Origin of the sequence: Spirillospora sp. CA-294931, from assembly GCF_050946795.1 — a bacterium.
Lineage (GTDB): Bacteria > Actinomycetota > Actinomycetes > Streptosporangiales > Streptosporangiaceae > Spirillospora.
Genome location: NZ_CP192006.1, coordinates 2,580,414 through 2,594,763 on the forward strand (window position 1 = coordinate 2,580,414; position 14,350 = coordinate 2,594,763).

At 72.0% G+C, this 14,350-nt stretch carries 2 protein-coding genes; both read left to right on the forward strand.

Translation table 11 applies throughout. The features are described from left to right. The first annotated feature begins 3 nt into the window (after positions 1-3). Positions 4-10,989: an SDR family NAD(P)-dependent oxidoreductase gene (locus ACQPY4_RS11665; protein ID WP_433335405.1), complete on the forward strand. Its 10,986-nt coding sequence runs from the start codon at positions 4-6 to the stop codon at positions 10,987-10,989. Between the two features lie 540 nt (positions 10,990-11,529). Continuing rightward, positions 11,530-14,337, forward strand: a complete 2,808-nt coding sequence (locus tag ACQPY4_RS11670; RefSeq protein ID WP_433335406.1) for a helix-turn-helix transcriptional regulator — start codon at positions 11,530-11,532, stop codon at positions 14,335-14,337. Positions 14,338-14,350 lie beyond the last annotated feature (13 nt).

Below are 14,350 nucleotides of genomic sequence, written 5' to 3' on the forward strand. Positions count from 1 at the left end.
CAGATGGCCGAGGCCGATCAGAAGATCGTCGAAGCTCTCCGGGCGTCGGTCAGGGAGACCGAGCGCCTGCGCGACCAGACACGGAAGATGTCGGCCGCGGCCCGCGAGCCGATCGCGATCGTCGGGATGGGATCCCGCTACCCCGGCGGCGCCGTGGGCCCGGAAGGTCTGTGGCGACTGGTGGCCGACGGCGTCGATGCCGTCGGTGAGTTCCCGGACGACCGCGGCTGGAATGTGTCCAGGCTCTTCGATCCCGGGCTGTCCCGGCCGGACACCAGCTACGTCCGTGAGGGCGGCTTCCTCTACGACGCGGGAGACTTCGATCCCGGGTTCTTCGGGATCGCGCCGCGCGAGGCGCTGGTCATGGACCCGCAGCAGCGGTTGCTGCTGGAAGCTTCCTGGGAAGCGCTCGAACGTGCCGGGATCGCTCCCGGCACGTTGAAGGGCTCGGCCACCGGCGTCTGGGCCGGAGTCATGCACCACGACTACGGGATCGGCGCGGTCGGCGGCAGCATCGTCTCCGGACGGATCGCCTACACGCTCGGGCTGGAAGGCCCCGCCGTCTCGGTGGACACCGCCTGCTCGTCCTCGCTCGTCGCCCTGCACCTCGCCTGCCAGTCGCTTCGGCAGAAGGAATGCTCCCTCGCCCTCGCGGGCGGCGTCGCGGTCATGGCGACCCCCGACATGTTCGTGGAGTACAGCCGCCAGCGGGCCCTGTCCAAGGACGGACGCTGCAAGGCGTTCGCGGCGTCCGCGGACGGCGCGGGCTGGTCCGAGGGCGTCGGCATGCTCGTCCTGGAGCGGCTGTCGGACGCACGGCGCAACGGGCACCGGATCCTGGCGGTGGTGCGCGGATCCGCCGTCAACCAGGACGGCGCGTCCAACGGGCTGACCGCACCGAACGGCCCCTCACAGCAGCGCGTGATCGCCCAGGCGCTGGCGAACGCCCGGGTGTCGGCCGACCAGATCGACATCGTGGAGGCGCACGGCACGGGAACGACGCTGGGCGACCCGATCGAGGCCCAGGCGTTGATCGCCACCTACGGAAAGGATCGCGCCGCGGAGCGTCCGCTGTGGCTGGGCTCCCTGAAATCCAACATCGGCCACGCCCAGGCCGCCGCAGGTGTCGCGGGCGTGATCAAAATGACGATGGCGCTCCAGCACGGCGTCATGCCCAAGACCCTGCACGCGGACGACCCGAGCCCGCACGTGGACTGGTCGGCCGGATCGGTGCGCCTCCTGACCGAGGCACGTCCGTGGCAGGCCAACGGCCATCCGCGACGAGCGGGCATCTCCTCCTTCGGGATCAGCGGCACGAACGCGCACGTGATCCTGGAAGAAGCCCCCGAAGAGGAGCCCATCACCAAATCGGGCAACGACCTGCCCGTGGTGCCGTGGGTGCTCTCCGCCAAGACCGAGGCGGCGTTGCAGGCCCAGGCCGCGCAACTCGCCGCACATGTCACCGACCTCAACCCGGCCGACGTCGGGTTCTCCCTGGCCACCACCCGTGCTCACCTCGAACACCGCGCCGTGGTGGTGGGTGCGGATCGCGATGAGCTGGTGGCCGCGCTGAACGACGTCACCAGCAGCACTCCGGTCTCCGGCCAGCTAGCGGTGGTGTTCTCCGGCCAAGGCAGTCAACGCGTCGGCATGGGCCGCGAACTGTACGAGGCGTTCCCGGTGTTCGCGCAAGCGTTTGATGAGGTGCTGGCGCATTTCGATGCGTCGTTGCGTGAGGTGATGTGGGACGACGCTGGTCGGCTCGGGCAGACGGGTTGGGCGCAGCCTGCGCTGTTCGCGGTCGAGGTGGCGCTGTTTCGGCTGCTGGAGTCGTGGGGCGTACGTCCCGACTACCTCGCCGGACACTCCATCGGTGAACTAGCCGCCGCACACGTTGCGGGCGTGTGGTCGCTCCCGGACGCGGCCCGGCTGGTGGCGGCGCGCGGTCAGCTGATGCAGGCACTGCCGTCTGGTGGGGCGATGGTCTCGATCCGAGCCGCCGAGGATGAAGTGCGCGCCCGCCTTCTAGATGGGGTGGAAATCGCCGCCGTCAACGGCCCCGAAGCGGTCGTGATCTCTGGTGAGGAAGACGTGGTGGTGAAGGTCGCCGGGTTCTTTGACACCTCCAAGCGGCTTCAGGTCTCGCACGCCTTCCATTCGGCGTTGATGGATCCGATGTTGGGCGAGTTCGAGCAGGTCGCAGTCGACTTGACCTACGAACGTCCGACCGTGCCGGTTCCTGAGGAGTGGTGCACGCCTGGGTATTGGGTGCGGCATGCGCGCGACACCGTCCGCTACCACGACACCGTCCAGACCCTGCTCGACCAGGGTGTCACCACCTTCCTGGAGGTCGGGCCCGATGCGGCCCTGACCGCCACCACCGACGCCGGCTTCATCGCGACCCTGCGCCGTGACCGCGACGAACCGCGCCACCTGCTCACCGCGCTCGGCGAACTCCACACCCGCGGCGTGGACGTCGACTGGGCCGCACTCTTCACCGGCGCACAACGAGTCGACCTGCCCACCTACCCGTTCCAACGGCAGCGGTACTGGATCGACTCCACCACCGGCAACTCCGACGCGACCGCAGCGGGCCAGCAGTCCGCCGACCACCCCCTGCTCGCCGCCATGGTTCCCCTTCCCGGCAGCGAGGGCCTGGTCATGACCGGACGGCTCTCACTCGACGCCCACCCCTGGCTGGCCGACCACAAGGTCCACGACACGACCCTGCTCCCCGCGACCGCGCTGGTCGAGTTGGCGTTGCACGCCGGGCAGCAGACCGACCACCCCACTCTCAACGAGCTGACCCTCCACCACCCCCTCATCCTCAGCCCCCAACACGGCACCGCCATCCAAGTCAGCTTCCACCACGACCACCGCACCGTCGAAATCCACTCCCGCCCCGACCACGCTCGGGACGACGACCCCTGGACCCTGCACGCGACCGGTGAGCTGGCACCGGATGCCGGTCCGGCGGGGCCGACGGGGCTGGAGGTCTGGCCGCCGGAAGGGGGGATCGAGGTCGATCTTTCGGAGTGCTACGAAGGTTTCGCCGACCTGGGGCTGCACTATGGTCCGGCGTTCCAGGGGCTCCAGGCGGCGTGGCGGCGCGATGGAGAGCTGTTCGCCGAAGTGGCGCTGCCCGGCGAGCTGGTCGAGGACGTCGATTCGTATGGCCTTCATCCCGCGCTGATGGACGCCGCACTGCACGTCGGGGTCCTCGCGGGTGACGAACAGGACGGCGGCCCCATGGTCCCGTTCGCGTGGAGCGGCGTGCGGCTGCACGCCGCTGGCGCATCCATGCTGCGGGTCCGCTTGTCGCTCGAAGGACGCGGGCTGACGCTTGCCGACGCAACGGGTGCCGCCGTGGCAACGGTCGATTCCATGGCCGTCCGGCCGATCTCCAGTGAGCAACTCGGTGCGCTGTCCCGCGCTCGCCAGGAGTCCCTGTTCCGCATGACCTGGCCGGAGGTGCCCGTTCATGCCGCCGCCGAAACGACCTCCGACATCGTCGTGACCTCATGCGTCCCGGACTCGTCCCTGGACATCCCCGGGCAGGTCAGGGACGCGACGCATCAGATTCTGAGCCTTCTGCAGGAGTGGCTGGCCGACGACCGCTCGGCCTCGACACGGCTGATCCTGGAAACACGCAACGCGGTGGCCGTGGACCCGGAGAAGGCGGCACCCGATGTGGTGCAGGCGGCCGTCTGGGGTCTGGTGCGTTCGGCCCAGGCCGAGAACCCGGACCGGTTCGTCCTCGTGGACCTGGACGACCATCCCGAGTCGTCGGCGGTGCTGACGGCCGCCGCCAACTCGGGCGAACCGCAGATCGCCGTCCGCGATGGCCGCTTGCTGGTTCCCCGTTTGGAGCGGGTGGCTGATGTGTCGGCGGAGTCGGTGTCGTCGTGGGGTTCTGGTGCCGTGCTGATCACTGGTGGTGCCGGTGGTTTGGGTGCGGTGGTGGCCCGTCACCTAGCAGCTACGCACGGCGTACGGCGCTTGGTGCTGGTCAGTCGTAGCGGCCCTGCCGCCCCAGGCGCCACACAGCTGGTCGCCGAACTGGCGGAGCTGGGCGCCGACGCGCGGGTGGTGGCGTGTGACGTATCCGACCGCGACGCCCTGCGCGAGGTAATCACGGGCCTGGACCTCACCGGCGTGGTCCACGCCGCCGGAGTCTTGGACGACGGTGTCATCTCCTCCCTCACCCCCGAACGGCTGGATCGGGTGCTGGCGCCCAAGGCGGATGCGGCCTGGCATCTGCATGAGCTGACCCGCGACATGCCGTTGTCGGCGTTTGTGTTGTTCTCCTCGGTCGCCGGAGTGCTGGGCGGCCCAGGACAGGGCAACTACGCAGCCGCCAACTCCTTCCTGGACGCCCTGGCCCAGCACCGCCACACCCAAGGACTCCCCGCCCAATCGTTGGCATGGGGGCCCTGGGCCAGCGACGGCATGGCCGCCGACCTCGACGACAGCGACCGCGCCCGCATGTCGCGGGGTGCGATCCGGGAGCTTCCCACCGACGAAGCCCTGGCCTTGTTCGACAACGCGGCCGGTCACGTCGCCGACCCCATGCTCGCCGCCGTCAGGCTCGACCCGAAGACCCTCCGTGGCGATGCCGCCGAACTGCCGCCCGCGTTGCGGGGTCTGGCAGGCCGCACCATACGGAAGGCGTCCTCCACCGGTTCCCTGGCCAAGGCTCTCCTGGACGTGGCCGAAGGGGAGCGGCTGGGCGTCGTGGTCGAACTCGTGCGTGGCCGCGTCGCCGCGGTGCTGGGTCACGACTCGGCCGCCGCAGTGGAAGTGACACGCGCCTTCCAGGACCTGGGGTTCGACTCGCTGACCGCGGTGGAACTGCGCAACGCCCTGTCCACAACCACGGGCCTGCGGCTTCCCGCGACGCTGGTGTTCGACTACCCCAACATCCACGCCCTCGCCCAACACCTCCTCGCCGAAACCCTCCACACCATCCCCGCCACCACCGCCCCCGCCCACAGAAACGCAACCGACGAACCCATCGCCATCGTGGGAATGGGCTGCCGATACCCGGGCGGAGTCACCTCACCCCAAGACCTCTGGCGCCTGGTCGCCGACGGCGTCGACGCCGTCGCGGAGTTTCCCGCCGATCGAGGCTGGCCCAGCGATCTCTACGATCCCGAGCCCGGCACCGAGGGCAAGAGCATCACGCGTCAGGGCGGGTTCCTGTACGACGCCGCCGACTTCGATCCCGGCTTCTTCGGCATCTCCCCACGCGAGGCCGCCGTCATGGACCCCCAGCAGCGACTGCTCCTGGAAACGTCCTGGGAAGCGCTCGAACGCGCCGGAATCGACCCCAAGTCGCTGCGAGGCACCTCGACCGGCGTCTTCGCGGGGGTCATGTACCACGACTACCTCACCGGGAACGCGGGCAGCGTCGTGTCCGGGCGGGTGTCCTACACCCTGGGCCTGGAGGGGCCCGCCCTCTCGGTCGACACCGCCTGCTCCTCCTCCCTCGTCGCGCTCCAACTGGCCGGTCAGGCTCTCCGGCAGGGCGAGTGCTCGCTGGCGTTGGCGGGCGGCGTGACCGTGATGGCGACGCCGGATTCCTTCGTGGAGTTCAGCCGCCAGCGCGGGCTGGCGCCGGACGGGCGCTGCAAGTCCTTCGCCGCGTCCGCCGACGGGACCGGTTGGGGTGAAGGCGCCGGAATCCTGGTCCTGGAGCGGCTCTCGGACGCCGAACGCAACGGCCGCCGGATCCTCGCGGTCATCCGGGGGACCGCCGTCAACCAGGACGGTGCCTCCAACGGCCTCACCGCCCCCAACGGCCCGTCCCAGCAGCGCGTCATCACCCGCGCCCTGGCCAACGCCGGGCTCACCCCCGCCGACATCGACGCCGTCGAAGCCCACGGAACCGGCACCACCCTCGGCGACCCCATCGAGGCCCAGGCGCTCATCGCGACCTACGGGCAGAACCGGCCCGAGGACCGGCCGCTGTGGCTGGGTTCGCTGAAGTCCAACATCGGCCACACTCAGGCCGCCGCCGGGGTCGCGGGCGTCATCAAGGTAGTGATGGCTCTGCACCACGGAGAACTTCCCAGGACGCTGCACGCCGATCAGCCCAGCCCGCACGTCGACTGGGACGCGGGGGCGGTGCGGCTGCTCACCGACGCGCAGCCCTGGCAGGCCGATGGACGGCCGCGCCGGGCCGCGGTCTCGTCGTTCGGTTACAGCGGCACCAACGCCCACGTCATCCTCGAACAAGCTCCCGACCAGCCCCCCGAAGAAGACGCCGAACAGGGCGCGCCCGACCTGCCGACGGCGTGGCCGCTGTCCGCGCACAGCGAGACGGCGTTGCGCGATCAGGCGCGGCGGCTGCGCGATCACGTGGTGCGCTCGGGGCCGGTCGGCCTTGGCGACGTCGGGTTCACGCTGGCGACGGGACGGGCGGCGCTCGCGCACCGCGCGGTGCTGGTCGGCGGGGGGTCCGCCGAGATGCTGGACGGTCTGGCCGCGCTGGCCTCGGGGGAGAGCGGCGACGGGCTCGTCCAGGGCCGGGCGGCCGAGTCTCGCAAGGTCGTGTTCGTCTTCCCCGGCCAGGGGTCGCAGTGGGTGGGCATGGCGCTGGAGCTCATGGACTCCTCCCCGGTCTTCGCCGAGCGTCTTCGTGCCTGCGCTGAGGCGCTGGCGCCGTATACGGACTGGTCGCTGACGGAGGTCCTGCGCGCTCCGGCCGAGGAGGCACGGCTGGAGCGGGTCGACGTCGTCCAGCCCGTCCTCTGGGCGATCATGGTTTCGCTGGCGGGGCTTTGGCGCGCGTACGGGGTCGAGCCCGCGGCCGTCGTCGGGCATTCGCAGGGTGAGATCGCCGCCGCCTGCGTGGCGGGCGTGCTGACCCTCGACGAGGCCGCCAAGGTCGTCGCGCTGCGCAGCCGGGCCCTGACCGTGTTGTCGGGCGGTGGCGGGATGATGTCGATCGCGCTGTCCGCCGAGCGGGCGGGGGAGCGCATCGCTCCCTGGGGCGAGCGGCTCTCCGTGGCGACGATCAACGGGCCGAGCGCGACCGTGGTGTCGGGCGACGGCGCCGCGCTGGACGAGCTGCTGGAGCGGTGCCATGCCGACGGGGTGCGGGCGCGGCGGCTGCCGGTCGACTACGCCTCGCACTCGCCGCATGTCGAGGAGATCGAGGAGCGGCTGGCCGGGGTGCTGTCGGGGCTGGCGCCGCGGCGCTCGACCGTGGCGTTCCACTCGACGGTGACCGGCGGCGAGCTGGACACCACCGAGCTGGGCACCGCGTACTGGTACCGCAACCTGCGCGAGACCGTCCGGTTCGATCGGGCGCTCGGCGGGCTCCTGGACCGCGGGTACGACGCGTTCGTCGAGGTGAGCCCGCATCCGGTGCTGACCATGGGCGTCCAGGAGACGATCGACGCGGCCGGTGTCGACGCCGTGGTCGTCCCGACCCTGCAGCGGGACGACGGCGGTCCACGCCGGATGCTGGCCTCGCTCGGGCTGGCGCACGTCGCCGGGGTCGCCGTGGACTGGCGTGCCGTCTTCCCCGGCGACACCGGGGTTGTCGACCTGCCGACGTACGCGTTCCAGCGGCAGCGGTTCTGGATGGAGGGGCCGGGCTCCACGGGCGACCTCGCGAGCGTCGGGCAGGTCGCGGCCGGGCATCCGCTGCTCGGCGCGGCCGTGCCGCTGCCCGGTACCGAGGGCCTGGTGCTGACCGGGCGGCTGGCGCTGGACGCGCAGCCGTGGCTGGCCGACCATGTGGCGCTGAACACCGCGCTGCTGCCCGGCACCGCGTTCGTCGAGCTCGCCCTGCACGCCGGTGAGCGGATCGGCTGCCCGGTGGTGGAGGAGCTGACGCTGCGGGCGCCGCTCGTGCTGCCCGACAGCGGCGGCACGGCCGTGCAGGTCCTCGTCGGCGCGGCGGACGAGTCCGGCCGCCGGACGGTGGAGATCCATTCACGGGAGGACGGCGCCGCCGAGGACGTGCCGTGGGAGCGGCACGCCGGGGGCGTGCTGGCACCGGCGACGGGGAGCGTCGAACCGACCGGGCTGGACGTGTGGCCTCCCGCGGGCGCCGAGCCGATCGACCTGACCGGCTTCTACGCCGGGCTGCTGGAGCGAGGCTACGAGTACGGGCCGAGCTTCACCGGGCTCCAGGCGGCCTGGCGCGGCGAGGACGCGCTGTTCGCCGAGGTCGCGCTGCCCGCGGAGGCGTCCGACGAGGCCGCCGCCTACGGGCTGCATCCGGCGCTGCTCGACGCGTCCCTGCACGTGACGTTCCCGGAGGCCGACGGTGCCGGGGAAGGGCCGTGGATCCCGTTCGCCTGGAGCGGTGTGCGGCTGCACGCCGTCGGCGCCGCGCGGGTGCGGGTCCGGATCGCGCCGGTCGGGGCGGGGCTGAACGTGACCGTCGCCGACGGGACGGGCGCCCCGGTGGCGACCGTGGACTCGCTGATCCCGCGTCCGGTGTCGGCCGAGCAGCTCAACGCCGCCCGCAGGCGGCACGACGCGCTGTTCCGCGAGACCTGGTCGCCCGCTCCGCCGTCGGCCCCGCAGGCCGGATCGTGGGCGCTGCTCGGCGAGGACGCGTACGGGCTGGGCATCGCGGCGAGCCACCCCGATGTGGCGGCGCTGGCCGAGGCGATGCCCGGGACCGTGGTGGTCTGCTGCCCCTCGGACACCGGCTCACCGGTGCCGGACCAGATCAGGTCCGTGTCGTCGCGGGTGCTGGCGCTGCTTCAGGCGTGGCTGGCCGAGGAGAGGCTGGAGTCGTCGCGGCTGGTCCTGCTGACCCGGGGCGCGGTCGCGGCGGACGACGGCGAGGACATCGCCGACCTGGCGCAGGCGACGGTGTGGGGCCTGGTGCGCTCCGCGCAGGCCGAGAACCCCGGACGCGTCGTGCTGGTCGATCTCGACGACCGGCCCGGGTCGGCGGCGGCGCTGCGCTCCGCGGCCGGTTCGGGCGAACCGCAGCTGGCGATCCGGGACGGCCGGGCCCGCGTCCCGCGCCTGAACCGGCTGCCGGTCGAGCCCGCGGCGTCCGGCCCGGTGTGGGACCCCTCGGGGACCGTGCTGGTCACTGGCGGCACCGGCGGACTGGGCAGCCTGGTCGCGCGGCATCTGGTGGCCGCGCACGGCGTCCGGCGGCTGCTGCTGACCAGCCGCCGGGGGATGGCCGCCGACGGCGCCGCCGAGCTGGTGGCGGAGCTGACGGAGCTGGGCGCCGAGGCCGAGGTCGCGGCCTGCGACGTCGGCGACCGGGAGGCGCTGGCCGGACTGCTGGCCGCGCGCACCCTCACCGGGGTCGTGCACGCCGCCGGTGTCGGCGCCAACGGCGTGGTCGCGTCGCTGACGCCCGACCTGATCGACTACGTGCTGCGGCCGAAGGCGGACGCCGCCTGGTACCTGCACGAGCTGACCCGCGACATGCCGCTGACGGCGTTCGTGATGTTCTCCTCGATCTCCAGCGTCGTGGACGGGCCGGGCCAGGGCAACTACGCCGCGGCGAACCTGTTCCTCAGCGCGCTCGCCCGGCACCGGCGCGCGGCGGGCCTTCCGGCGCAGTCGCTGGCCTGGGGCCTGTGGGGGGAGGGCCACGGGATGGTCCAGCTGCTGTCGGACGCCGACCGGCAGCGGATCCGCCGGTGGGGCATGGTCGAGATGACCGCCGCCCAGGGGCTGGAGCTGTTCGACGCCGCGACCGCGTCCGCCGAGCCCGCGCTGGTGCCCGCCGTCCTGGACATCGCCGCCATCCGCGCCCGTGCCGAAGGCATCCCGGCGCTCTACGGGAGCCTGGCCGGGACGGCGGCGCGCCGCACCGCGCGGTCGGCGGCGTCCGGCGGCGGCTCCGGGCTGGCGCGGCGGCTGGCGGAGCTGCCCGAGGAGGCGCGCCCGCAGGCGATGCTCGACGCGGTCCTCGGACATGTCGCGGCCGTCCTCGGCCACGCCGACGCGGGCGCGGTCGAGCCCGACGGCGCCTTCCTGGAGATGGGGTTCGACTCGCTCACCGCCGTGGAGCTGCGGAACCGGCTCACGACCGCCGTCGGCGTGCAGATCCCCGTCACCGCGGTGTTCGACCACCCGAGCGGCCGGGCGCTGGCGGGCTACCTCCTGCGCGAGGCCGTCGCCGCGCCCGTCGCGGGGACGGACGACCGGCCGGCCCCGGCGCGGGCCCCCGACATGGTGGCCGCGATGGTCCGCGATGCCCTGGACCGGGGCATGAACGACCAGGCCACCGCGCTGCTCCAGGCCACCGCCGACCTGCGTCCGACCTTCGAGGTGACCGACGGCCCGCACCTGCGGCCCGCGCCGGTGAAGCTCGCCGAAGGCCCCGGCAGGCCCGGCCTGTTCGGCATCCCCTCCCCGGGAGCGATGGGAGGCGCGCACCAGTTCGTCCGGCTGGCCGCCGAGCTGCGGGGAGTTCGGGACATGTCCGCGATCTCGCTGCCCGGCTACGCCGAGGGCGAGAGCCTGCCCCGGACGTTCGACACCGTGGTCCAGGGGTGCGCCGAGAGCGTCCGGCAGGCCATGGGAGACCGGCCGTTCGCCCTGATGGGCTACTCGGCCGGCGGCGTGTTCGCCCACGCCGCGGCCGCCCACCTGGAGGCCACGGGCGCCGGCCCCGCGGCGCTGGTGCTGCTGGACACCTACGAGCCGCGGACCGAGGGGCTGGGCGACCTGATCACCCAGATGTTCAAGCCGATGTTCGCGCTGGAGGACCTGTTCGGCCCGTTCGACAGCGTCCGGCTCTCGGCGACCGAGTGGTACGGGCGGCTCATGGGCGACTGCGAGCTCTCGCCGATCAAGGCGCCGATCCTGTTCGTGCGGCCACGGGAATGGGTCGACGAGCAGGACCCGGAGCTGGCCGCCGGCACCTGGCGGGCGTCGTGGGACACCGCGCACACGGTCGTCGAGCTGGCGGCCGATCACTTCAGCATGATCGCCGACCATGCCGGGCAGACGGCGCGGGCGATCGAGGACTGGCTCGAATCCGGCCTATGAGGGGGTAGCCGCTACGGGGCGCGTATATCGATAGGGGATCGATAGGGGGTGTCCGGGTCTGGACAGCCTCATTGAGGTGACGCAATGGTTGCGCTCGGTCATGATCGCAAAGTTATTATCACGCAATGGGTGGCGCGATCTGTGCCGTGCGACACGGTGGTCGCTTTCTCGTCGCCGAAAAAGATGGCTCCCGATAACCTGCGCGCAACCCTGTCGGGAGTAGGGGACGGCCGGAATTGCGTGATGGAGAAATCGCCGAGCGTTATTGCACCAGCTGGCGGGGGTTTCGGGCCGTCATGTAGATCATGAAGGAAATTCACGAACCGTCGGCGGGCGGCGTGAGTGGTAAGGCGCCAGGCGAGCATCGGGGATTTTGGGGACCCCTACCTTAGACGACTTGTCCAGTAGCTGGAATTATCCGCGCTTGTGGTAGATCAATGCGCCGGGTACCTTTCTGGTAATTGGGTGGCAGCCTTCCCGCGAAGTTCCAAGGCGACGTTCACCGGCGTGAGTGGAAACGGGACAGGACCGGGGACAGACATGCTTCTTGAACGGGACGACGAACAGGCGGCTCTTGATCGCCTGCTGGCGGACAGCGCGGGCGGCAGGGGCCGGGTCGCGGTGGTGACGGGGGTAACGGGCAGCGGAAAGACGGCTTTGCTTTACCATTTCGCCGAGCGCGCGGCCGAGGCCGGCGTGACCTGGCTCAGCGCCATCGGATCACGGGCCGAGCAGGACCTGCCGCTCGGCGTCTTCAGTCAGCTTTTCCTCAACGCCTCGATCCCGGCCGAACGGGCGGCGCTGGCCGCCCAGCTCCTGGACTCGGCCGGCGTCCAGGCCGCCAACTGGTACGACACACCGCCGGGGGCGGTCGAACGCCTGCGCATCACGCAGGGTCTGTGCAACGCGGTGGTCAACCTTTCCGACACCCAGCCGGTCCTGGTCACCATCGATGACGTCCACTATGCCGACAAAGCCTCGCTCTGGCAGTTGCAGTTCTTCATCCGCCGGCTCACGTCCGCGCGCATTTTGCTGGTCCTCACCGAGGCCGATCGCGTCATCACGACCGACCCCGCGCTTGATCTCAACCTGCTGCACCATCCCCGCTGCCTGCAGATAGAACTGGCCCCGCTCTCGCCCGACGGGGTCACCGACCTGGTGCGCCGCAACCTCGACGTCCCGGACGCCGAAGCCCTCGGCGCCCGGTACCACCAGGTCAGCGGAGGCAACCCGCTTCTGGTCAACGCGATCCTCGACGACCACCGGGAGCTGCTGCGCGGACCCGGCGAACAGCGGCCGGACGCTCCCATCCCGACCGCCGGGCCCCGCCTGACCCGGTCGGTGCACACGCTCCTCGACCACGCCGGACCCGAGGTCCTCGAAGTCGCCCGGGGGCTGGCCGTGCTCGGCGACAGCTTCTTCCACACGCCCGCCGACCTGTTCGACGCCGAGCCCGGCACGGTCGGCCAGGCCCTCGACCACCTCACCGCCGTCGGGCTCCTGGAGGCCGAGCGCTTCCGGCACCCCATCGCCCGGGCCGCGGTGCTGTCGGGCATGGACCCCGAACGGCGCGACGAGATGAACCACCGCGCCGCCCGGCTCCTGCACACCGAGGGCGCCGCCCCCACCGTCATGGCGCGGCACCTCATCGCGGGCACCCCGCCCAAGGACCCCTGGGTGCTGCCGGTGCTGCGCGAGGCCGCCGAACAGGCCCTGCTCAACGACGACGCCGAACTCGCCGTCCGATGCCTCAAACCGGCGGCCGCGCTCTGCGCCGACGCGGCACAGCGCGCGCGGATCACCGCGATGCTGGCCCGCGCCGAATGGCGGATCAACCCCGCGCTCGCCGAACGCCACATCCCCGACCTGGTCGCCGCGGTCGACGCCGGCACGCTGCGGCAGTCCGAGACGCACGACCTGATCCGCCTGATGCTCTGGCACGGACGGCTCGAACCGGCCCAGGACCTGATGGCGACCTACACGGCCAGGGCGGCCGAGGGCGACGCGGAGGCCGCCGCCCGGCTGAGCATCACCCGCCACCTGGCCTGGTCCAGCTATCCGTCGTCCCAGGACGCCGCCGCGCTCGACCGCGGCGCCGCCGGCGACACCTCACTCACCTCCACGACCACCCACCTGCGGCTGCAGGCGGCGCGCCTGCTCACCAGCGTGCTCCGCGACGGCCCCGGCAAGAACACCACCCGGACGGCCGAGGGCGTGCTCCAGTCGGTCACGCTGAGCGACGACACCGCCGAGGCGGTGCACTCGATGCTCTACGCCCTGATCTACTCCGACCGGGTCGACCGGGCCGCGCACTGGAGCCAGGTGTGCCACGAGGACGCACTGGAACGTGACGTCCCCACCTGGCGCGCGATGATCGACTCCATCCGCGCCGAAGTGGCGCTCCGCCAGGGCGAGCTGCCCACGGCCGTCCGGCACGCCCGCGCCGCGCTGGAGGTGCTCCGCCCCCGCAGCTGGGGCGTCGTCGCCGGGCTCCCGCTGTCGACCCTGCTGCACGCCACCACCGAGATGGGCCGCTACGGCGAGGCCGCCGCCCTGCTCCGGCAGCCCGTCCCCGACGCGATGTTCAAGACCCGTTTCGGGCTCCACTACCTGCACGCCCGAGGCCACTACCACCTGGCGCTCGACCAGGTGCAGACCGCGCTCGGCGACTTCCTCACCTGCGGCGAGCTCATGCGCGAATGGGGCATCGACACCCCCGCGCTGGTCTCCTGGCGCACCGGCGCGGCCTCGGCCTGCCTCCGGATGGGTGATCAGGAACGTGCCACAGCCCTCATGGAGGAACAGCGCACGCTCCCCGGCGCCCGAACCCCTCGCACACGGGGGATCTCACTGCGCCTGTTCGCCGCGACCGTCGAACTCCGCCAGCGTCCCGCGCTGCTGCGCGAGGCGGTCGACCTGCTCCAGTCCGCGGGCGACGGCCTCCAGCGCGCCTACACCCTCGCCGCCCTGGCCGGAAACCTCCAGGCGCTCGGCGAGATGAGCAAGGCACGCATGATCGGCAACCTGGCGCACAGCACCGCAAGCGCCTGCCACGCCGAGCCGCTGACCCGCAAGATGCTGGCCCACGGCTCCGCCGACGACAAGGCGGACGCCATCGCCGACACGGTCGGCGCCGACGAGGGCCTGAGCGTGCTCAGCGAGGCCGAGCAGCGGGTGGCCTCCCTCGCCGCCCTCGGCTACAGCAACCGGGAGATCGCCCGGAAGATCCACATCACGACCAGCACGGTGGAGCAGCACCTCACCCGCGCCTACCGCAAGCTCAAGGTCAACGGCCGCCGTGACCTCCCCGCCCGGATGTCCCCCGAAATGTCGACCACCCCCGCCTGACGGCTTTCGCGCC

Coding starts and splice junctions, on each gene's coding strand:
- ACQPY4_RS11665 (WP_433335405.1), top strand. CDS start 4: ATGGCCGAGGCCGATCAGAAGATCGTCGAAGCTCTCCGGGCGTCGGTC.
- ACQPY4_RS11670 (WP_433335406.1), top strand. CDS start 11,530: ATGCTTCTTGAACGGGACGACGAACAGGCGGCTCTTGATCGCCTGCTG.